The sequence below is a fragment of the Chitinophaga barathri genome (assembly GCF_003807585.1).
Classification (GTDB): domain Bacteria; phylum Bacteroidota; class Bacteroidia; order Chitinophagales; family Chitinophagaceae; genus Chitinophaga; species Chitinophaga barathri.
The window spans coordinates 314146-336735 of sequence record NZ_RMBX01000002.1; the positions used below are offsets into that span (position 1 = coordinate 314146).

15 protein-coding genes are annotated in these 22590 nt (G+C 52.7%); 11 read left to right on the forward strand and 4 right to left on the reverse strand.

All coding sequences use genetic code 11. The annotated features are described in order from the left end of the window. Nucleotides 1–18 precede the first annotated feature (18 nt). Nucleotides 19–1416: a Gfo/Idh/MocA family protein gene (locus tag EG028_RS04465; protein WP_120515407.1), complete on the forward strand. Its 1398-nt coding sequence runs from the start codon at nucleotides 19–21 to the stop codon at nucleotides 1414–1416. A gap of 57 nt (nucleotides 1417–1473) precedes the next feature. Here the strand turns inward: EG028_RS04465 and EG028_RS04470 are convergent, their stop codons facing one another. Beyond that, entirely contained in the window at nucleotides 1474–1707 is a 234-nt protein-coding gene (locus tag EG028_RS04470; protein WP_120515406.1) for a hypothetical protein, read from the reverse strand. Nucleotides 1708–1791: 84 nt separating this feature from the next. Here EG028_RS04470 and EG028_RS04475 point away from each other — a divergent pair, with 84 nt between their 5' ends. Continuing rightward, nucleotides 1792–4719, forward strand: a complete 2928-nt coding sequence (locus EG028_RS04475; RefSeq protein WP_120515405.1) for a SusC/RagA family TonB-linked outer membrane protein — start codon at nucleotides 1792–1794, stop codon at nucleotides 4717–4719. Nucleotides 4720–4734: 15 nt separating this feature from the next. After that, a complete protein-coding gene (locus EG028_RS04480; RefSeq protein WP_120515404.1) occupies nucleotides 4735–6066 on the forward strand; it encodes a RagB/SusD family nutrient uptake outer membrane protein in 1332 nt (443 codons plus the stop codon). 434 nt (nucleotides 6067–6500) lie between these two features. Here EG028_RS04480 and galK read toward each other — a convergent pair whose 3' ends face one another. Together galK and EG028_RS04490 are read right to left on the reverse strand one after the other, a co-directional pair. Then, nucleotides 6501–7667 (reverse strand): galactokinase, encoded by a 1167-nt coding sequence (gene galK, locus EG028_RS04485; protein ID WP_120515403.1) that lies wholly within the window; start codon nucleotides 7665–7667, stop codon nucleotides 6501–6503. 132 nt (nucleotides 7668–7799) lie between these two features. Further along, the gene (locus EG028_RS04490) at nucleotides 7800–9098 is read right to left on the reverse strand and encodes a sugar MFS transporter (protein WP_120515402.1); all 1299 of its coding nucleotides are present in this window, start codon (nucleotides 9096–9098) and stop codon (nucleotides 7800–7802) included. Between the two features lie 185 nt (nucleotides 9099–9283). Here EG028_RS04490 and EG028_RS04495 point away from each other — a divergent pair, with 185 nt between their 5' ends. From EG028_RS04495 to EG028_RS04520, 6 genes are all read left to right on the forward strand, one after another. Continuing rightward, entirely contained in the window at nucleotides 9284–10918 is a 1635-nt protein-coding gene (locus EG028_RS04495; RefSeq protein WP_120515401.1) for an MFS transporter, read from the forward strand. Next, nucleotides 10890–11855, forward strand: coding sequence for an ROK family protein (locus tag EG028_RS04500; RefSeq protein WP_120515400.1), 966 nt, complete (start codon nucleotides 10890–10892; stop codon nucleotides 11853–11855). The genes EG028_RS04495 and EG028_RS04500 overlap by 29 nt, the downstream gene beginning before the upstream one ends. A 20-nt stretch (nucleotides 11856–11875) precedes the next feature. Then, on the forward strand, nucleotides 11876–12958 hold the full coding sequence (locus EG028_RS04505) for a N(4)-(beta-N-acetylglucosaminyl)-L-asparaginase (protein WP_120515399.1): 1083 nt from the start codon (nucleotides 11876–11878) through the stop codon (nucleotides 12956–12958). 69 nt (nucleotides 12959–13027) lie between these two features. After that, nucleotides 13028–13789 (forward strand): copper homeostasis protein CutC, encoded by a 762-nt coding sequence (locus tag EG028_RS04510; protein WP_120515672.1) that lies wholly within the window; start codon nucleotides 13028–13030, stop codon nucleotides 13787–13789. A 196-nt stretch (nucleotides 13790–13985) separates the two neighbouring features. Then, on the forward strand, nucleotides 13986–14870 hold the full coding sequence (locus tag EG028_RS04515) for an alkaline phosphatase (RefSeq protein WP_120515398.1): 885 nt from the start codon (nucleotides 13986–13988) through the stop codon (nucleotides 14868–14870). 100 nt (nucleotides 14871–14970) lie between these two features. Next, nucleotides 14971–15753 (forward strand): endonuclease/exonuclease/phosphatase family protein, encoded by a 783-nt coding sequence (locus tag EG028_RS04520; protein WP_120515397.1) that lies wholly within the window; start codon nucleotides 14971–14973, stop codon nucleotides 15751–15753. 154 nt (nucleotides 15754–15907) lie between these two features. Here the strand turns inward: EG028_RS04520 and EG028_RS04525 are convergent, their stop codons facing one another. Continuing rightward, nucleotides 15908–17095: an ATP-binding protein gene (locus tag EG028_RS04525; protein WP_120515396.1), complete on the reverse strand. Its 1188-nt coding sequence runs from the start codon at nucleotides 17093–17095 to the stop codon at nucleotides 15908–15910. A 183-nt stretch (nucleotides 17096–17278) separates the two neighbouring features. Here EG028_RS04525 and EG028_RS04530 point away from each other — a divergent pair, with 183 nt between their 5' ends. Together EG028_RS04530 and EG028_RS04535 are read left to right on the forward strand one after the other, a co-directional pair. Continuing rightward, the gene (locus EG028_RS04530) at nucleotides 17279–20239 is read left to right on the forward strand and encodes a GH92 family glycosyl hydrolase (RefSeq protein ID WP_120515395.1); all 2961 of its coding nucleotides are present in this window, start codon (nucleotides 17279–17281) and stop codon (nucleotides 20237–20239) included. A 27-nt stretch (nucleotides 20240–20266) separates the two neighbouring features. After that, complete coding sequence (locus EG028_RS04535) at nucleotides 20267–22576, forward strand: glycoside hydrolase family 20 protein (protein ID WP_120515394.1); 2310 nt, start codon at nucleotides 20267–20269, stop codon at nucleotides 22574–22576. Nucleotides 22577–22590: the final 14 nt, after the last annotated feature.

The following is a 22590-nucleotide window of genomic DNA, read 5'->3' on the forward strand; positions in this document are numbered from 1 at the left end:
AACACATTTTATAAGTTTATGAATAAGCACTTGCATCGCAGAAAGTTCATCAGGAACAGCGTGGCGGCAGGCGTAGGGCTTTCCCTCCTGAATTCGCCAGCACGGATCTTCGCCGCTGAAAAGAAAGAAAAAGTAAGAATAGGGTTGATTGGCGTGGGAGCGCGCGGCCTGAGCCACCTGGACCTCTGCCTCCGACGCAGTGATGTGGATTTGGTGGCTTTCGCCGATCCGGACACGGAGTTCACCGTACCCAAGGCACGCAAGATGATCAGCGAGCACTATGGCGCTAAACGGAAAGTAGCGGAATACACCAAAGGCCCGCAGGATTACAAAAATCTCCTCAAACGCGGCGATATAGACGCGGTACTGATCGCCACTCCCTGGGAATGGCATTCTATCATGGCGATAGACGCTATGCGCGCAGGCGTTACCCCCGCAGTGGAAGTTTGCGGCGCGGCAGACATCCAGGAATGCTGGGAGTTGGTAAATACTTCAGAAAACACCGGCATCCCCGTATTTGGTATGGAGAATGTGAACTACCGCCGCGACGTACTGGCTATCCTGAACATGGTACGCCAGGGCCTCTTTGGAGAGCTGCTGCACCTGCAGGGCGGCTATCAGCACGATCTCCGCGAAGTGAAATTTAACGACGGCAAGCAGATCTATGGCGGCGGCGTTGAGTTTGGCGAAAAAGCGATCTCCGAAGCCAAATGGCGTACGAACCATTCCGTTCACCGCAACGCGGACCTTTATCCTTCGCACGGCCTCGGCCCCATTAACAATATGATCAACATCAACCGCGGCAATCGTTTAGTGTCACTCACCTCAGTGGCTACCAAATCCCGCGGCCTGCATAAATACATCGTAGAGCATCCGAAAGGCGGCCCGAACCACCCGAATGCCAAAGTGGAATTTAAACTGGGCGATATCGTGAGCACACTGATCAAAACCAACAACGGCGAGACCATCATGCTGAGCCACGACACCAACCTGCCCCGCCCCTACTCGCTGAACTTCCGCGTGCAGGGTACGAATGGCTTGTGGATGGACGACTTCGACAGTATTCACATCGAAGGCAAAACCAAACCGCATGCCTGGGATAAAACCGGTGACCCGAAGGACGCTGAAAGTTACATGGGCAAATACGATCACCCGCTCTGGAAAAAATACGCTGCCGACGCATCAGGCGCAGGCCATGGCGGTATGGACTGGTTCGTGCTCAATTCATTTGTTGAGAGCATCAAACGCGGCACCGACTACCAAATGGACGTTTACGACCTGGCTACCTGGTACGCCATCACGCCGCTGAGCGAACAATCCATCCTCGAAGGCGGCTCCGTTCAATACATCCCGGACTTTTCAAGAGGCCGCTGGATGAACCGCAAACCAAACTTCGCACTGGACGGGGAATACTAGTCCCTCCGGTATATTATACTACAGCTCCGGCCATGTGCCGGGGCTTTTTTTTATGCCTCATTCCGACCCCACTTCCGTACCCCGGCGATACTCAATTACCTTTCTTTCCATCGCCCCGCCTTCTTCTGCGATACGCCCGGCAAAACCGGGAACACGCTCCAGCCATTCAGCTATCAAATCAGCCGCTTCAGCCGGTTCTTCGTACACATCAATACCTGTGAGAACCGCCGTAGGCGGGGATGCCTTTACTTTTACAACCAATAATGTGCCCTGAAGATAAATATCAGCCAAAGTAATAAACCGTGCTCCCTATATAAGACACGCGATCAACGGATCATGCACGACGATTCATCGCTTCAATCTAAAATCAAACAAATGAGAAAATTTCTGAAAGGCATCCTGTCATGTATATGCCTGCTACTTCCGCTTGTCATCCAGGCACAAAATCAAACCGTCAGGGGAAAGGTCACGGACGTGGCCGGCCAGCCTCTGCCCGGCGCCAGCGTAGTGGTGCAAAAAGGCCGCCAGGGCACTGTGACCAATGCGGAAGGTTTTTTTGAACTGTCCGTTCCATCCGGCACAAAACTCACCATCAACTTCACCGGGTACAGGTCCCGGACCCTCACAGCCGATCCCGCGGCCCCGCTGCAGGTAGTGCTGGAGGAAGACATTGCGAAGCTGGATGAGATCATTGTCACCGGCCTCGCCACCTCCGTAAAAAGAAGGAATGCCGCCAACTCGGTGGCCACCGTTTCCGCGAAAGAACTGTCCGGCACCGCGCCCGCGCAAACGCTGGACGCCGCACTGAGCGGCAAGGTGACCGGCGCCAATATCACCGCCAGCTCAGGCGCGCCGGGCGGCGGTCTTTCGTTTAAATTGCGCGGGGTATCGTCTATTTACGGTACCATCCAGCCGCTGTTTGTGATAGATGGAGTGATCGTAAGCAACCGTTCTGTTTCTACCGGCCTCAATACCTTCACGGAAGCCAGCAGCGGCGGCAGCGCCACTTCCGCGCAGGACAACTCCGCATCCCGTATTGCGGACATCAACCCCGCTGATATCGAAAATGTGGAGATCCTGAAAGGCGCTTCCGCATCCGCCATCTACGGTTCACAGGCATCCGCCGGCGTGGTGATCATCACTACCAAAAAAGGGCGCGCCGGTAAAACGCGTTTTCAATTCAACCAGGATGCCGGCTTTGCTTCCGTATCGCGGCTGATGGGCACCAAACTGGAACTGACGGGTGACGATATAGACGCGCGCGGCTGGTCATCCGCGGATTCACTGGAGTATGAAAATGCAAGGAGAGCAGGAAAACTGTACGATTATGAAAAAGAAATGTTCGGCAACAAGGGTTTTATCCGCAACACGAACCTCAGCGTCAGCGGCGGGAATGAAAAGACCACTTTTCATATTTCCGCCGGTACCAAAAAAGAAGAAGGCATTGTCAGGAATACAGGTTATGAGAACCACAACATCCGCCTGAACCTCAATCACAGGGCTTCCGACCGGCTGAAGTTCGGCCTGTCCACCGCCTATATGAATACTGCCGCGGACCGTGGCATCTTCAACAACGACAACACCGGCGTATCCGTAACCGGCGCACTCACCGCCCTCCGCCCGTTCTACGACCTCCATCCGAATGCAGACGGTGTGTACCCCGATCCGCTGGGGGGCAACAACGTACTGGAGACTATTGCATTGATGACCAACAGCGAAAAGATCAACCGCGTGATCACCGGGGCTAATATGGAAGCCATCCTGCAGCAGTCAAACGTATCCGTTACGCGTTTCTCCGGCCGCGCGGGCGTGGACTTCTATCATGGTAAAACACAGGCCCTCTTTCCCGGACGGCTTCATTTTGAACAGGCGGCAGGTACAAACGGCCGCAACAACCAGGGGAGCACTTACGACCTCAATACCAGCTGGGCGGCATTTCTCGTGAACACACTCACGCCCGGGGCCGGCCGCAGTTCATTTACCACCACGCTGGGCCTCACGCATGAATTCGGTTCCTTCGACCAGCTGATGACCATTGCGCAGAACCTCGTAGGTTCACAGACCAGCCAGGGGCAGGCCAGCAGCCTGCGCGCCCAGCAAAGCCGCCAATCTTTCAGGAACGACGGCATCTTTTTCCAGGAAGAATTTGCCTACAATGAATTCCTGAACCTGACCGCGGGCGTGCGTTTTGACAAATCCACCAACAACGGCGATTACAAAAAATATAACATCTACCCCAAAGTGAACGCATCCTGGAACATCACGAGGATGGCCGACTGGAACAGCAGCATCCTGGGTGACCTGAAACTACGCGTTGCCTATGGCGAGAGCAGCGGCTTCCCCACTTTCAGCAGCCGCTTCACCACCATGCCCAGTGAAAACGTGGAAGGCATACCTGGCACCGGTACCGGCATCACACTTGGCAACCCGGACATCGGGCCCGAACGCCAGACAGAACTGGAAGGCGGTGTGGACATTTCTTTCTTCAACGGCCGCTTAAGCCTGGAAGCCACCGTGTATAACAAAGTGATCAAAGATCTGCTGGTAGCCGCGGACTGGCCTATCTCCACCGGTTTTTCTTCCAAATGGATCAACGGCGGCTCCCTGCGTAACCGCGGCCTGGAGCTCTCCCTGCGTACCGTACCGGTGAACAACCGCAATATCCGCTGGAACTCCAATGTCAATTTCTGGCTGAACCGCTCCAAAGTGCTCACGCTGGACGTGCCGATGTTTGACATGGGCGATGGCTTCGGCTCCTCCTACGGCGCTTTTTATATCGAACAGGGCAGATCGGCCACGCAGATACTCATAGAACATGAGCCCGGCGTGCTGATGCCTATAGGCAATTCTGAACCGGACTTCCAGCTGAACTGGTTCAACGAAGTGACCCTGTTCCGCGACTTCACTTTCCGCGCGCTGCTGCATTATAAAAAAGGCGGCGACAATATTAACCTGACCCAGCTGCTCAGGGACTGGGGCGGCGTTTCACGCGACTGGGACAACCGGGACGATAAAGGTGAACGCACCGGCGTGAGCCGCGCGGATGACCACCGCACACTGATCCAGGATGCCAGCTATCTCCGCCTGCGTGAAGTAGCATTGTTCTACCGCCTCCCCATCAAATCCAAAACCATCGAAAACATACAGGTGGGCGTTTCCGCAAACAATTATTTCATCTCCACCAACTATGACGGTTACGATCCCGAAGTGTCCAACTTCGGCTCCACCTTCGGCACAGGTGTGGACGTAAACCCATACCCTGCCTCCAAAAGGCTGCAGTTTCACCTGTCCCTCAATTTCTAAACAATTAAAGATGATATGATGATCCAGAAAAAAATATATGCTCCGATCCTTATCGCCAGCCTGGTGTGGCTGGCGGCTTGTAAAAATGAGCCGATCACTAACCCGAACGCCCCTACGATGGAAGAAATCATCAAGAACCCGACCGTAGGGGAATTGAACAACCTGGCTACCGGTGTGGAAGGTTCGATGCGTGCGGGCATGGGATTTTATGTAGACGTTACCGGCGTAATAGGCCGGGAGTTTTTCCGTCATAACAGTTCCGAACCGCGCTATACCACGCAGTTGCTCGGCAAAGGCACCGAACAGCTCAGCGGCAATGCTTTTTACATCAGCAATATCTGGCTGGGCAAATACAACTGCGTAAAAACCTGCAACCTGCTGATAGAAGGAACCAACAATTCCAAATTCGTTGAAAATGCCGGGCAAAAGAACGGGTACATTGCTTTTGCAAAGACCATTATGGCGCACCAGATGCTGCTGGCGCTGAATGTTACATACGACAACGGCATCCGCCTGGAAGTGACCGACCCAAACCACCCCGGCCCTATCGTGACCAGGGCGCAGGCGCTGGAAGGCATTGCAAAATTACTGGACGATGCTTATGTTATGCTGGGAGGTGATATTGAATTCATTTTCCAGTTATCCTCCGGCTTTGAAGATTTCAGCACGCCTGAGGATTTTGCAAAGTTCAACCGCGCGGTAGCCGCTCGTGTGGCGCTTTACCAGGAACGATGGGCAGAAACGCTGGACCTCCTGGGAGACACTTACCTGGACCAGGCCCCGGCCGCCGACCTGGATGCGGGGCCCCAACACGTTTTCACATCCGCTTCGGGCGACCGGGAAAACCCGGTGAACGTACCATTGTCCGGCGCCAACACCCGGCTTGCCCACCCGTCCTATATGAGAGACATAGAAGCGGGAGACGACCGGATCAACAAATCCACCGCGCGTGCCACAGCCCGGAGTGTGGACGGCCTGCCCGCCAGCAACCGCGATTTTGCCATTTATCCCACACTGACCACGCCCATGCCTATCCTCCGCAACGAGGAACTGATCCTGATCTATGCGGAGGCGCAGGCGCAACTAAACAATTTCCCCCTGGCTGCCGGAGCGCTCAACCTGATCCGTACCCGTCACGGGCTTGCCGCCAAACCAGCCGCAGCGCTTGACACGAAGGATGAAGTGATTGACGAGCTGCTGGTACAGCGCCGTTTCTCCCTCTGGGGCGAAGGCCATCGCTGGATAGACCTGCGCCGCTACAACCGTCTTGGCACGCTGCCCATCGACCGGGCTAATGATGACGTATGGACCCAGTTACCGCTTCCCCAGGCGGAAGAAGGAATGTAATACCTCTTTTCACCAATAGTAAAAACAGAAGGCTGCCAGGTGCAGCCTTCTTCTATTCAGCATCAAACATTATCCGCCATTTGTACCTTGTTTTGAGCTGTTTTTCCATATAGTCGATTGCCGGAAAGGCCCAACCAGACGCACTATAGCCCACCATCTGATAGTATTTTACCTACCCCTCTGGAACAAGCGGGCCATCTGTGTGAGATAACCCGGGAAGAGCCATGGTAGATATACGAGAGATATAGGCAAAGCGGACTTGAGGTGGAGATGAGGCGGACTTGATCCGGAGTTAGCGCGGTTAATATGCTATCACAAGCCCTGACAGTAAGGGTTCCATTTAAGACAAACTTTGAAGTAACACCTCCTGGTTGCCTATAAAAAACGGCCGGTCCTATATTGAACCGGCCGCTTTTTTTATATCGGTAATTATATCAGGCAATGGCCACAGTGGGTTGCAATACGTTTGCACCTTCCTGGATGGAGGTTACATACACCTCGGGGATTATACCGAAATGCTGCTGGAATTGTTCCTGCATAAATGCGGTGAATTCTTCCACTCTCTCCGTTTGAACGAGATTGATCGTACATCCGCCAAAACCTCCGCCCATCATCCTTGCGCCGGCTACTTCGGAGCGGGTCTTTGCGAGGTCCGCGAGGAAGTCCAGCTCGGGGCACGATACTTCATAAAGTTTGCTGAGGCCTTCATGAGAGGCGTACATCAGTTCTCCGAATTCTTTCAGTTCGTTGCGTTGCAGATGCGCGCAGGCTTTTTCAACCCGTTCGTTTTCCTGGGTCACGTAGCGGCAGCGGTCGTATACCTTGGGCGGCAGTTTGTCTTTGTACTGCTCCACCTGCGCGGAAGTGAGGTTCCGCAGGCTGCTGATGTCCGGGAAAAACTCCCGGAGGATCTTTACGCCTTCTTCGCATTGCGCGCGGCGTACGTTGTATTCTGAAGAAGCAAGGGAATGGTGGACCATGGAGTTCACCAGCACGATTTTATATTCTTTGGAAAATTCGAAAGGGAAATAAGTGAATTCAAGGCTGCGGCAGTCCAGCAGCATCACGCGGTCTTTCTGGCCGTGCAGGTTGGCGAACTGGTCCATGATGCCGCATTTCACCCCGGGGAAAGTGTGCTCCGCCAGCTGACCTACCTTAGCCATATCCATACGGCCTAGTTTGAAGTCCAACAGGTGATTCAGCGCAACGTTCAGCCCTCCTTCCACGGCGGCGGAGCTGCTCATGCCCGCGCCGATGGGAATATCGCCGGTGATCACGCAATCGAAACCTTTTACCTCCAGACCTCGTTGCTGCAGCTGGTATACGACGCCTTTCAGGTAATTGATCCAGCCGCCGCCGGGTTTGATGTCTTTCAGTGAAAAGGAGGCCTTTTCGCCGTTGAAAAGAGCATAGGCGTTGCAGGTATCCGTATCGTTGAGCGCGATGGCATAGATGATCTTTTTATCGATGGCTGCGGGCAACACAAAACCTTCGTTATAATCCGTATGCTCGCCGATGAGATTAATACGGCCGGGAGAAGAAACGATGAGTGGTTCTTTGTGGAATTGTTTTTTAAACTGTTCTATTGCTTGCGATATCATTTAGAAGGGTACTTTTGACACCTAAAAATATAAAAAAGCCCCGTCTTTCCCAGCAGAAAAGAAAAATGCTTCTGCGGGACCGGTTTTAGCCAGGCGGGCAGAAGCATTTTTCGGGTATTGTTGTTTACTAGGTTAAGCCGGCAGACCTTTCTTATGGCCTTTCCAGGCGAAATAGAAGATCACCAGGTAACAGGGGATCATGATGACATAAGGCAGCTGGCGGTTTCCACCGATAGCATCCACAAACGCACCATAGATCAGTGGCAGGATGGCGCCGCCGCCGATGCCCATGATAAGCAGGGCGGAGCCGGTTTTGGTGAATTTGCCCAGTTTGTTGATAGCCAGCGGCCAGATGCCGGGCCACATCAGGGAATGGGCAAAACTCAGCAGGATGATAAACGCGATGGAGATATTGCCGGAGGTGAGCAGTGCGCCTGCGGTGAACACGAGGCCCAGGATAGCACAGATCATCAGCGCGGTTTTCTGGTTGAGCACTTTAGGCACGAGGGCCACGCCCAGCAGGTATCCTACGCCGAAAGCAAAAAGGCAGTAGATAGCCAGGTTTGCCGCCACGTTTTTAGCAAGCCCGGTATATTCACCATACAATGCGAGTGTATCGATGGCCAGTACTTCCACGCCTACGTAGAGGAACAGGCTCAGTACGCCCAGCATGAGGTAAGGAATACCGAACACAGAAGTGCGGCCATATTGGTCAGCGCCGGTGGCGGCGGCCTGTACGGGAGTTTCATCTTCCTGGTCTATTTCCGGCAGGTGTGCTTTACGCACAAATACCGCGAGCAGCACCAGTACTACGGCCATGATGGCGTAAGGCATGATGAGGCGGGAAGCCAGGAGGTCCAGCTCCGCTTCGCGGGCTGCGCCGGTGAGGGTGTCGATCTTGGCGGAAACGGCTTCTGTATCGCTGAATAAAAGTTTAGCAAGTACGAAGATGCCGATGATGCCGGCCAGTTTATTACATATCCCCATGATACTGATGCGTTTGGCAGCGCTTTCGATGGGGCCGAGAATGGTAACGTAAGGATTGGAAGCGGTTTGCAACAGGGCAAGACCGGTACCCTGGGTAAAAAGGCCCAGCAGGAACAAGGGATAAGACCTCATCTGCGCGGCGGGAATGAAGATCACAGAGCCCACGGCGATAATGAAGAGGCCGAGGGACATACCTTTGGGAAAGCCTATCTTCTTCAGGATCATGGAAGAAGGAATAGCCATCACCACATAAGAAACATAAAATGCGAAGGCAACCAGGTAGGCTACTACGTCTGTCAGTTCACATGCCTGTTTCAAAAAAGGGATCAGTACGGAGTTCAGCCAGGTAACGAAGCCGAAAATAAAGAACAGTGTTGCAATGATAAACATTGCTTGTTTGTAATTACCGCGAGGAGCGGCCACTGTAGCGGTTTTATCACTCATGAGTAGCTAAGGTTGATTGTTCAAGAATTTACGAACATACCTAACAATTCCCATATTTCATAAATATATTAGCTAAAACGTTTGAGCAATTAAAAAAATTACGGGTTTTATGCCGTATTTTGGTCTTTTCTCAAAAAAATAATTATACATTTAGAGCCATATTTTACCAAAATATAATCAGGTATATGTCCACGCAAAATAAACAAGGTACGCATCCCTCGTTTTTCGTACTCATTCTGGTATTTTTCTTCTGGGGGTTTGTTGCGGCATCTAACAGTATTCTTATCCCGTTCTGCAAAGCCCATTTTAATCTGACGCAGATCCAATCCCAGCTGGTCGACTTCGCCTTCTATGGCGCCTATTTTGTCGGTTCGCTCGTCCTTTACCTGCTGTCTGCAATGAAAGGTGTGGACATCCTTAACCGGATCGGGTTCAAAAAAGGCATTATATATGGCCTGATCATCTCCGGCGTGGGCGCCGCCGCCACCATCGGCGCGGTGAACCTGGGCCTTGGCATGGAGAACAAGACCACCGCTTTTTATCTCATCCTCGGAGCTTATTTCATAGTGGCGCTCGGCTTCTCCCTGCAGCAGACCGCCGCCAATCCCTTCGCCATCCTTCTTGGCGACCCGGCAAAAGGATCCCACCGTCTCAACTTTGCGGGCGGCGTGAACTCCTTTGGCACCACCATCGGGCCCCTCGTTGTGAGCATCCTGCTGTTTGGCTCCGCCAAAGTAGCGGGTACATCCGGTGATACAGACATCAGTAAGATCAACGTATTATATATTACCCTCGTGGCGTTGTTCCTGGTGGCGGCCGGCATTTTTGCCGCTACCAAAATGCCCAAGGGCACGGAAGACGATCATTTTGAGTCCTCTCCCAAAGCTACCCGTACCCTGCTCGGCATCACGGCAATGTTCATCGTCATTGCCATCGGCATCGTTGTAACCACGAAACCGCTGCCTTATTTTATCGCGGGCATCATCGGCATACTTTTTATCCTGTTCTACGCCCAGTTCACCTCCCGCGGCAATGGGGAAGGATGGGGCGCAATGAAATACCCGCAGCTGATCATGGGTATGATCGCCATTTTCGTATACGTTGGCGTGGAAGTAAGCACTTCTTCCAACCTCGGCGAACTGCTGAAAAAGCCCGGATTCCTCACGCCGGAAGGCTTGCATGAATCCGAGATCAGTCCTTATATCGCCATTTTCTGGGGAGGCCTGATGATCGGCCGCTGGACAGGCGCTATCAGCGTATTTAACGTAACTAAAACCACCCGCCAGATATTATCCGTGATAGTACCTTTTGTAGCATACGGCGTCATCCTTGGCGTGAACGCATTAAAAGGCAACGACATCACCAAGCTGTATCCTTTCGCGATCTGCATCGTGATCCAGATCATAGGTTTCTTTTATGGCCAGGATAAACCGGCTAAAACACTGCTTACCTTTGGTATCATGGGCGTTGTGGCTATGGTGATCGGCCTGTTCACTACCGGGCCCGTAGCACTGTTCGCTTTCATTAGCGGCGGCTTGTTCTGCTCCGTAATGTGGCCGTGCATTTTCTCCCTGTCCATTGCTGGTCTCGGGAAATATACAGGCCAGGGCTCCTCCTTCCTGATCATGATGATCCTGGGCGGCGCGCTCGTTCCGCCTTTACAGGGTGGGTTTTCAGATATCCCGGCAATCGGCATTCATATGTCGTATATTGTACCGGTGATCTGCTTCGCTTATCTCGCATTTTTCGCATTCCGTGTTAAAACAATTTTAAAATCCCAAGGTATAGACTATGAGTCAGCAACTAGCGGTGGGCATTGATATTGGAGGTACTAATACAAAGTTTGGAATAGTAGACCGTCGTGGCAACATTTTGTGCCAGGATCGTATGTCAACCAAAGCTCACGAAGAAGTTACCATGTTCCTGGCCGAACTGCATCAGCGCTTAACAAAGCTGATAGAGCAGGTTGGCGGTATTGAAAACATCAAAGGCATCGGCGTAGGTGCGCCGAATGGTAATTATTACACAGGAAATATTGAATATGCTCCTAACCTGCGCTGGAAAGGCATTGTGCCTTTAGCGCAGATGCTCGAAGAATTATTCGGTTTGCCCACGGTACTCACGAACGACGCCAATGCGGCGGCGCTCGGTGAAATGACCTACGGCACAGCGCGTGGCATGAAGGACTTTATCACCATCACGCTGGGCACCGGCGTAGGAAGCGGCATCGTGGCCAATGGCCAGCTTATTTACGGTCATGACGGGTTCGCGGGAGAACTGGGCCACGTGATCGTGATCCCCGGCGGACGCCTGCACCCGGGCACCGGCGCACACGGTTCCCTGGAATCTTATGCATCCGCCACCGGCGTTACCAACACGGCACTGGAACTGCTGGCATCAAGGCCGGACCAGGAAAGCGTGCTGCGCAACCACACCGCGGAAGAGATCGATTCAAAAATGATCTACGAAGCCGCTATCAAAGGCGATAAGCTGGCTATCGAGATCTATGAATACACCGGCAAGGTATTGGGTGAAGCACTCGCGAACTTCGTGATGTTCTCCAGCCCTGAAGCCATCGTGCTGTTCGGCGGCCTCACACAGGCCGGCGACCTCATCATGCGCCCCGTGCGCGAGCACATGGAAAAGAACCTGCTGCCGATCTTCCAGGACAAAGTAAAACTCCTGTTCTCAGAACTGAAAGAAAGCGACGCCGCCATCCTTGGCGCAAGTGCGATGGCCTGGGAAATGAAAGATTAATTTTCTTAACATTGTGCGGTATGAACAGCAGAAGGAATTTTTTCAAAACAGCGGCATTAGGCGCGGCAGCCCTCTCCATAGACGGCCTGCCTGCCGCGGCGCAATCCCGCAAGGGTAAAACCAAAGCGCCAAAACCCATCGTGGTATCCACCTGGGACTTCGGTATCGCGGCGAACAAAGCCGCATGGCAGGTGCTCAAATCGGGCGGCCGTGCGCTGGACGCTGTAGAAGCCGGCGTGCATGTGCCGGAATCCGACCCTGACAATCACACCGTAGGCTACGGCGGCTTCCCGGACAGGGACGGCCACGTAACGCTGGATGCCTGCATCATGGATGAACTGGGCAATTGCGGTTCCGTAGCCGCGCTGGAACATATCGTGCATCCTATTTCAGTGGCGCGCAAGGTGATGGAAAAAACACCGCACGTGATGCTCGTAGGGGAAGGCGCTTTACAGTTCGCGCTGGAAAACGGTTTCAAAAAAGAAAATCTCCTCACGCCTGAATCCGAAAAAGCCTGGAAAGAATGGCTGAAAAAATCGGAGTACAAGCCGGTGATGAATATCGAAAACCAGCGCTACCAGGGTAAAGGCACCAGTGCTTTTAACCAGGGCGCCGAAGACGAAAATACCACCGCGTTCAGCCCGCTGAAACTACCGGGCAACGTATACAATCACGATACGATCGGTATGGTGGCGCTGGACGCACAGAGTAACCTTTCCGGCGCCTGCACCACGAGCGGCATGGCATTTAAGCTGCGCGGCCGCGTGGGCGATTCACCGATCATTGGCGCGGGTTTGTACGTGGACAATGAAGTGGGCGCAGCCACCGCCACCGGCGTGGGCGAAGAAGTGATCCGCGTGGTGGGCAGCTTCCTCGTAGTGGAGCTGATGCGCCAGGGATATTCTCCCGAAGCGGCCTGCAAGGAAGCCGTGATGCGCATCGTGAAAAAGAACCCTGACCGCGCAAAAGGTATCCAGATCGGTTTCCTGGCGCTCAACAAAAAAGGCGAGCACGGGGCTTATTGCCTGCATGAAGGTTTCAGCTACGCCGTCACCACCGGCGACGATAAAGAAGAGCTGATCAAGGGCAAACACTATTTCTGATCTTAATCGCACTTATCATTTTTGATCGGCTGCCGGACATACTGGCAGCCGATCCTTATTTTTGCAAACATGGAAAAGATCACCCTCGAAATATGCGCCACTTCTCTGGCATCCTGCAAAGCGGCGCAGGAAGGCGGCGCGGACCGGATAGAACTTTGTGACAACCTGCTGGAAGGCGGCACCACACCCAGTTACGCTATGATCAAACTGGCGCGCGAAACCGTGAGCATCGCCCTCTACCCTATCATCCGTCCCCGGGGGGGAGATTTCCTGTACGACGAAGAGGAGTTCGCCATCATGAAAGAAGATATCAGGGTGTGCAAGGAACTGGGTTGCGATGGCGTAGTGATCGGGCTGCTGACGGCGGAGGGCAAAGTGGACAAAACGCGCACCGGTGAACTGGTGGAACTGGCAAAACCCATGGGTGTTACTTTCCACCGCGCATTTGACATGACCGAAGATCCCTTGCAGGCGCTGGAAGATATCATTAGCACGGGCTGCGAACGTATCCTCACTTCCGGCCAGCGGAACACCGCGCTGGAAGGCGCGGAGCTGATCGCAACACTGGCCGGTAAAGCCGCCGGCCGCATCCGCATCATGGCAGGCTCCGGGCTTCGCGATCATAATGCGGCAGCGCTGGCATCCGCTACGCAGGCCAGGGAATTCCATACTACCGCCAAAGAATATGAAGACAGCCGCATGATATACCGCAACCCCAATGTAAGTATGGGCGGCATTCCCGGGGTGCCTGAATATGGGATTGCCGTTACCAGGGCAGCTGTTGTACGGCGTATCCGCGAAGAGGCGGAAAAGGCGCTGAATAATTTGTAATGCAGGCTTCATGATCGTCCCTGGTCTTGCCATTCCACAGGCCCGTTTTTGTTATCCTCCTTCCGGGTTATTTCTTTATTATATTTATCAATACTAAACAAAGTATAGTATACATTTACTACTTTTATCCACATCCATTGAATGTGCATACTTCTTTATTGTTGTTATATTAAATAAATTTTAAATTAGTCTAGACATGAAAAAAGCAGGTTTCTTAGCTTTAGTATTGTGTTGCGGATTGGCCGTACAGGCACAGGTAAAAGGTGTAAAACACGTTATCCTCATCGGTATGGACGGGCTTGGCGCCTACGCGATGGAAAAGGCGGACAACCCGGTGATGAAACAAATGATGAAAGACGGCAGCTGGACGTTGAAGGCGCGCAGCGTGCTCCCTTCTTCCAGCGCGGTAAACTGGGCGAGCATGATCATGGGCGCGGGGCCGGAACTGCACGGGTTCACCGAATGGGGCAGCAAAACGCCCGAGGTGGAGCCGCGTACAGTCGACCAGTACGGCCTTTTCCCCTCCGTATTTACCCTGTTGCGCAATGAAAAACCAAACGCGGAAATGGGGGTGATCTATAGCTGGGGAGGCATCGGTTACCTGTTCCCCAAAAAAGCAGTGAACAAAGATCAGCCCTGCCCGAACGATACAGCCACTACGGATGCGGCTGTTGCCTATATCAAAGAAAAAAAACCTGACTTCCTCTTTATACATTTCGATCAGCCGGACGGGGTGGGCCATGGCATCGGGCACAACATTCCCGAATACTATGAACAAGTGCATAAGAATGATGTTTTATTAGGCAGGATCGTGCAGGCGGTGAAAGACGCCGGCATATGGGAAAACAGCGTACTGATCCTCAGTTCGGACCACGGGGGCATCAATAAGGGCCATGGCGGCAAAACCATGGTGGAGATGCAGATACCCTGGGTATTTACCGGCAAAGGGATCAAAAAAGACCATGAGGTGAAGGAAAGTGTGATGACATACGATACGGCGGCCACCATTGCCTGGATCTTTGGGCTGAAAACGCCCCAGGAATGGGTAGGAAGACCGGTGAAGGACATCTTCGGCAAATAGTTTTGATTTCCGGATGGATATGCGGGCATGATAGTTGTACCTGCCGGGAAGAATGAAAACATGGCTCGATATCATCCGGAAATTCTTAATCTGAATAATTATGTACCGAATCGTTTTTCTTTTTGTGCTAACCCTCTCTGCTTCTTATCCGGCACCCGCACAGGTGCAGGGGCAGGTGATCAAGGTGCTCAGCTACAATATTCATCACGGTGAGAATACGCAGGGCAAGCTGGACATCCAGGGGATTGCGACTGTCATACTCGCCACCAACCCGGACCTGGTAGCCCTCCAGGAAGTGGACAGCGCCACTTCCCGCGTCAATAAACAGGACCTGCTGAAAGAGCTGGCAGCTGTAACAGGCATGTATATTTATTTTGGTAAAGCAATGGACTACGAAGGCGGCGGCTTTGGCAACGGCATTCTCAGCCGCTACCCGATCGAAAAAAGCCAGAGCATCGCCCTTCCCGCCAAAGGCGCCGGCAGTGAACCTCGCAACGCCGCTATGGTAACGGTGAAACTCCCGGGCGACAGCCTTCTCCGTTTCATCAGCACCCACCTGGACCACCTGGACGATCCGGCAGACCGCCTCAGCCAGGTAAACATCCTCATGCAGCATGTGATGGCTCAGCCCTCGCTGCCGCTGATCATAGCCGGGGATATGAACGCCCTGCCCGCATCAAAAGAGATCGGCCTGTTTAAACAAACATTCGCGGACGCCACCGAAAAGCTGGGCCCTACCTGGCCTTCAGACAAACCGTCCCATAAGCTCGATTATGTGTTCCTTTATAATAAAACACAATGGCACGTCATGAGCGCGCAGGTAGTGGAAGAAACCGTGGCTTCGGATCACCGGCCGGTGATCGCAGAAGTGTTACTGAAATGAAATAAGGATAAAACATTCTGAAGATTGCTCTTTACGGGCAGTCTTTTTTTTGCCTGTATTAGTATCGTTACAATTATCCTGTTTTATCTATGATTCCACCCTCTGTTATCCGGGCAGCTGTGGGGTGTGCAGTATATGAATGATACAGGGCAGTTTATTCCGAAGAAAGGTTTCCTAGCTCTTTCATCAGATCGATAAGCGGGATCACCGAAGCATCGCCGGAGGCGGGAAAACGTTCATTACCGGGATAAACAATAAAACGCCGGGTAGCCTTAATATCCTCACAGCCAAGATGAAACCCTTTAGTGACAGCCGGTGACATTGAACGTTTGATCTCTATTGCATAACGCTCCTGCCTGCCCAGCTCTATTACAAGATCAATTTCAGCACCGGCGGAGGTACGGTAAAACCAGGGGGTAGCGCCTACCGGAAGACAAGACAACAGGTTTTCAATTACAAAACCTTCCCAGCTTGCACCTACTACGGGATGCCCCAGAAGATCGTCGAGCGTATTGATACTCAATAACGCATGCGTCAGCCCACTATCGCGTATATACACCTTGGGGGCCTTGACCAGACGTTTGCCAACATTGCCGGACCAGGGCCGCAGCGAACGGATCAGCAACAGGTCCTCCAGTAAGTCGATATATCTTTTCGCAGTGGGAGGTGCAACGCCAAGATTAGCCCCTAACTGAGCGATATTCAGCTGTCCTCCCTGGTTATGCGCAAGCATGGTCCACAACAGCCGCAAGGAAGATGCCGCCATTCTGGGCCCAAACTGCGGCACATCTCTTTCCAGATAAGTACTGATAAAATTCATCCGCCATCTCATACTTGCCGCATCATTCTTGGCAAGATAACTGTCGGGAAAGCCACCTCTCAGCCATAACTGTTCCTGGTTAGTTTTCTTTCCCTTGTTTATTTCATTTACAGTCAGGCCAGACAATTCCCTGTATGCAATCCGGCCTGCCAGCGACTCGGAGGATTGTTGCAGTAAATCCAGGGAGGCCGAACCCAATATGAGGAACTGGCCGGTTCTGAATCCCTGTCTTCTATGCCTATCGATAACACCCCGCAGTATTTGAAACAATTCCGGAACCCGCTGGATCTCATCAAGAATGATCAATTTTCCTTTATGCAGTTCAAAATATTGTTCCGGCTCGGCCAACTTTGAAAGGTCGGTAGGGCTTTCGAGGTCAAGGTATATCGGGTCAGGTTTGAAGCCGGCGGCAATCTCTTCCGCTAACGTTGTCTTTCCCACCTGCCGGGGACCCAATACACCGACTGCCGGAAACTCTTCCAGTAATTGTACAACATATCTTTCGGCATCGCGTTTAATCATCCTTGCAATTATAACATTAAATGTTCGATTTACAAGGATAAATATCTTTTCTTCCTCCTCTATTTATCAAATTTCCTCCTCACTAAAACGTTTTAGCGAATCATTTTCCTTATTTTAGCTCTTTCCGGCAGCCGCAGCTCCTATCCCCTGCGGCCATCCGGGCAGGAACTTAAAAAACAGTGAATGAAAAATTGGTTGGTTGTGCTGGCCCTCGGGCTGGCGTCTGCTGCTAGTGCGCAGCAAACGGATTATGCATCTAAAGTAAATCCCTTTATCGGTACCGGCGGTCACGGTCATACTTATCCCGGGCCCAGCATGCCTTTCGGAATGGTACAGCTCAGTCCTGACACACGCCTCAAAGGCTGGGACGGCTGCTCCGGCTATCATTACACAGATTCCATCATGTATGGTTTTTCTCACACCCACCTCAGCGGCACCGGCATCGAAGATTATTGCGATGTGCTGCTGATGCCGGTTACAGGCAAACCCTCCTGGAAAAATGATGAATACGCCTCTCCTTTTTCCCACAAAAATGAAAAAGCATCCGCCGGTTTTTACAGTGTAAAACTTGACAAATACGACATCCTCGCTTCCCTCACGGCTACCAAAAGGGTAGGGCTTCATAAGTACGAATTCCCGAAGAACGCCACCGAAGGCCATGTACTGCTTGACCTTTATCACCGCGATATCGTGATCAATTCCAGTCTCAAAATCGTGAACGACAGCACCGTGACGGGTATGCGCCGCTCCACCTCATGGGCCAAAGAACAGATACTGTTCTTCGCCATGAAATTCTCCCGCCCCGCAAAATCGCATAACGTAGCGCTGGGCGATACTTCCAAAGGCGCGTTGGCAAACGCGGAAGGCCGAAACATCAAAGCATACTTCACTTTTGATGTGGAGCAACCGCTGTATGTAAAAGTAGCCATCTCCGGTGTCAGCGAAGAAGGTGCGTTAAAGAACCTGGATGCGGAAATGCCGGGCTTCGACTTTGATGGCGCGCTTGCCAATGCCAAAGCAGCCTGGAATAAAGAGCTGGGCAAAATTGAAGTAAAAGGCGGCACCAACGATCAGCAGGTAATGTTCTACAGCGCGCTGTACCACGCCTGCCTGAACCCCAACCTCTACATGGACGTGGACGGGCAATACCGCGGCACAGACCTGAAGATCCATAAAGCGGAAGGGTTTGAAAATTACAGCGTGTTTTCCCTCTGGGACACACACCGCGCCCTGCACCCGCTGATGACCATCATCAACCAGCAGAAAACAAACGACTGGATCAACACCTTCCTGGCACAATACAAATACGGTGGCATGCTGCCTGTATGGGAACTGAGCGGTAATGAAACTTTTTGTATGATCGGTTACCATTCCGTGCCCGTGATCGTGGACGCCTACCAGAAAGGCATCCGTGGCTACGATGCCAAATACGCGCTGGAAGCTATGCGCAGCTATGCGGAAGGCGAACGTTTCGGCATGCAGCATTACATCCGCCAGGGTTACCTGAGCATGGACACGCAGCCGGAATCCGTATCCCGCACGCTGGAATATTCTTATGACGACTGGTGTATTGCCCAGATGGGCAAAATGCTCGGTGACACCGCGGTGTACAATCGTTATATGAAACGCGCACAGTCTTACAAAAACCTTTACGACGCCTCCACCGGCTTTATGCGCGGCAAAATAGGCGGCCGCTGGATGAGCCCCTTCGACCCCACGGAAGTGAACAACTACTTCACAGAAGCTAATAGCTGGCAGTACAGCTTCTACGTTCCGCAGGACGTAAGCGGCCTGATAAAACTGAACGGCGGTAAGGAAAAATTCACACAGAAACTGAACAGGTTATTCACTACCGAAGATAAACTGAGCGGCCGCCACCAGTCCGACATTACAGGCCTCATTGGCCAGTATGCGCACGGCAACGAGCCCAGCCATCACATCGCCTACCTGTTCAACTACGTTGGCCAGCCCTGGAAAACGCAGCAGCTCATACACCAGGTGATGAACACTATGTACCACAACGCGCCGGACGGCCTCAGCGGCAACGAAGACTGCGGACAGATGAGCGCATGGTATGTGATGAGCGCCATGGGCATTTACCCCGTAAGGCCCGGCGATGGCCGTTATGCTATCGGCACGCCTACATTTGACGAAGTGACGATCCACCTGGAGAATGGCAATACTTTCGTGATCCGCGCGAAGAACCTGAGCAGCAAAAACTTTTACGTGAAAAACGTAAGCGTGTCCCACACAAAATTTACTGCCACGGATCACACCAGCCAGACCACATCTGTTTCCATGAACCTGCCCTCCTCTTCCGTTCCGCATGAGCTGATCATGAACGGCGGCGTAATGGAATTTGATATGACCAATGCTCCTACACAAACCTGGGCATCTGCTGATGGTTCGCCGGTAAACGAGATCAAAGAAGACCTGATCGTGGCGGTTCCTTACGTGGTAGCGCCTTCGGACAGGTTCAAACATTCCACCCAGGTATCCCTGAAAGCAGTGGAGCCCGGCACCGTGATCTATTATACGCTGGATGGCTCAGACCCTACTACAAGATCCACCCGATACACCGCACCTTTTAATATCAGCAAAACGTCTACATTAAAAGCAGTAGGTTTCAAAAACGGGCAATACAGCCACATTGTATCCACACCGTTTTTCCTGATCCCCACGGACAAAACCATCAGGGTATTGTCTAAGATCCACCCGCAGTTTGACGCGGGCGGGCCGGATGCGCTGATAGACGGTATCCGCGGGCAGGAAGATTTCAGGCTGGGCGCATGGCAAAGCCATTACCCCGGTAACCTGAAAGCCATCGTGGATTTGAAAGCCCCGCGCGCCCTGCACAAGCTGGGCCTTAGCGTGCTGCAGGATCTCGGCGTCTGGATCTGGTACCCCACCCAGGTGGAGTTCCTTACCTCCAACGACGGCAAAACCTTTACCTCCGCAGGAGTGGTAAAAAATACCTTCTCAGACCGCGAGTACGGCAGCTTCACACAAGTGCTGAGCCTGCCCGTGGACCTGAAAGCGCGTTTTGTGAAAGTAGTGGCCGCCAACCACGGCATTATCCCGGACTGGCATCCCGGCAAAGGCGAGCCCTGTCACATTTTTGCGGATGAAATCATTATAGAATAGTATTTTCCGGTAGCTAACACATCAGACATGACCATCAAAAAACTATTCCAACTTGCGGCGGGCTGCGCCATCCTCAGCTTTGCCTCCTGCTCCGATGGCGGCTCTTCCTCCACGGCGCCCAAGGCCAGCGTGAGCCTCATTCCCCTGCCCGCGCGCCTCACGGAAACACCGGATTCTTTTTTGCTTGACAAACAAACTGTGCTGGTGGCAGCTTCCGAGGCAGACAAACAGACGGCGGCACTTTTCAACGAATATTTTAAAAGCGTCAGCGGGTTTGAACTGAAAGTACAGGACAGCGCCGCGCACAACATGATCGTGTTTGCCAGCATGTCTGCCGCGGACAAAGGCTTGCCAGAAACTTACCGCCTCAAAGTAGACAAAGACCAGGTAACCATCCAGGGCGATGATGCGGCCGGCACTTTTTATGGTATGCAAACCCTCATCCAACTGCTGCCCCTGCAAAAGGCTTCCAGCTACTGGATTGCGGGCGTCGATATATTTGACCAGCCGCGCTTTTCCTACCGCGGCCTTCACCTGGACGTGGGCCGTCACTTCTTCCCCGTGGATTTTATCAAAAAATACATCGACCTGATGGCGATGCATAAAATGAATACTTTCCACTGGCATCTTACGGAAGACCAGGGCTGGCGTATCGAAATCAAAAAATACCCGCGCCTCCAGGAAGTGGCTTCCCGCAGGAAAGAGACCATGGAAGGACATTACAACGATCAGAAATTTGACGGCAAACCCTACGGCGGTTTTTATACACAGGAGCAGATCAAGGATGTGGTCGCTTATGCAACGGCCCACCACGTAACCGTGATACCAGAGATAGAACTGCCGGGCCACTCATTGGCCGCGCTCACTGCGTATCCTCACCTGGGCTGCACCGGCGGCCCTTACCAGGTAGGCACCAAATGGGGCGTGTACGATGACGTGTATTGCGCGGGCAATGATTCCGTGTTCACTTTTTTACAGGATGTGCTGGATGAAGTGATGATACTTTTCCCAAGCAAATACATTCACATCGGCGGAGATGAAAGCCCGAAAGTACGTTGGGAGAAATGCCCCAAATGCCAGGCCCGTATGAAAACGGAAGGCCTCAAAGACGAACACGCCTTACAAAGCTGGTTCATCCAGCGCATCGAAAAATACCTCAACAGCAAAGACCGCCAGATCATCGGCTGGGATGAGATACTGGAAGGCGGCCTCGCCCCGAATGCCACCGTGATGAGCTGGCGCGGCATAGAAGGCGGTATTGCGGCCGCCAAACAGCACCACGACGTGATCATGACACCGGGCGGTTATGTATACCTGGATCACTACCAGAGCCAGGGCAAAAACGAACCGATCGCTATCGGCGGGTTTACCCCCGTGAGCAAAGTATATTCCTATGAGCCGGTGCCCGAAGGACTGAGCGCCGAAGAAGCCCGTTACATCAAAGGCGCGCAGGGCAACGTCTGGACGGAATACATGAAAAACTCAGAGCACGTGGAATACATGGTATATCCCCGCGCCATCGCGCTGGCGGAAGTACTGTGGACGCCGAAAGAAAAAAAGAACTACGACGGCTTCCTGGAAAGACTGAAAACAGACCTCCCGCGCCTGGAAAAGAAAGGCGTGAACTACGCCAAACACGTGTTTGAAGTACGCGGCGAAATACAAAACGACAACAAAGGCGGCGTGCAGGTAAAGCTGGACAGCAAACTGGACGGCGGGAAGATCACCTATACTACGGACAGCAGCGCTCCCACGGCCCAATCCCCGGCCTATACTACTCCCATCCCGGTTACACAGACCGGCGTGGTAAGAGCGGCTGTATTCCAGGGAGACCAGCAGTATGGCAACGGTTTCCAGCAGGCATTTGTGTTTCATAAAGCAGTAGGTAAAATCGTTACCCTGGCCAAACCGCCGCATCAGAACTATAATCCGGGCAGCCCGTTTGCCCTCGTGAATGGCATTGAAGGCGTCAAAGAATTTAACGACAACCAATGGACCGGCTACAGCGGCGGCACCATGGAGGCGCTGATAGACCTCGGCGATTCCACGGAGATCAATGTGCTGGGGCTGAATACGCTGGGCAATAAAGACCAGTGGATCTATCCGCCCAAACAGGTTACGTTCTACCTCTCCAAAGATGGCAAACACTTCACTGAAGCAGGCCAGCAGAAAGAGATAGACGGCAAAGGCATCATCAGGGTGCGCGAGCGCCTGAAAGAAATGGTGAAAGCACGGTATGTGAAAGTGGTGGCGCAGGCGGTGAACAAGATTCCTGAAGGAGCACCCGGAGAAGGCAGCCCTGCCTGGCTGTTTGTGGACGAGATCATTGTGCAGTAAAACATATTGTCAGA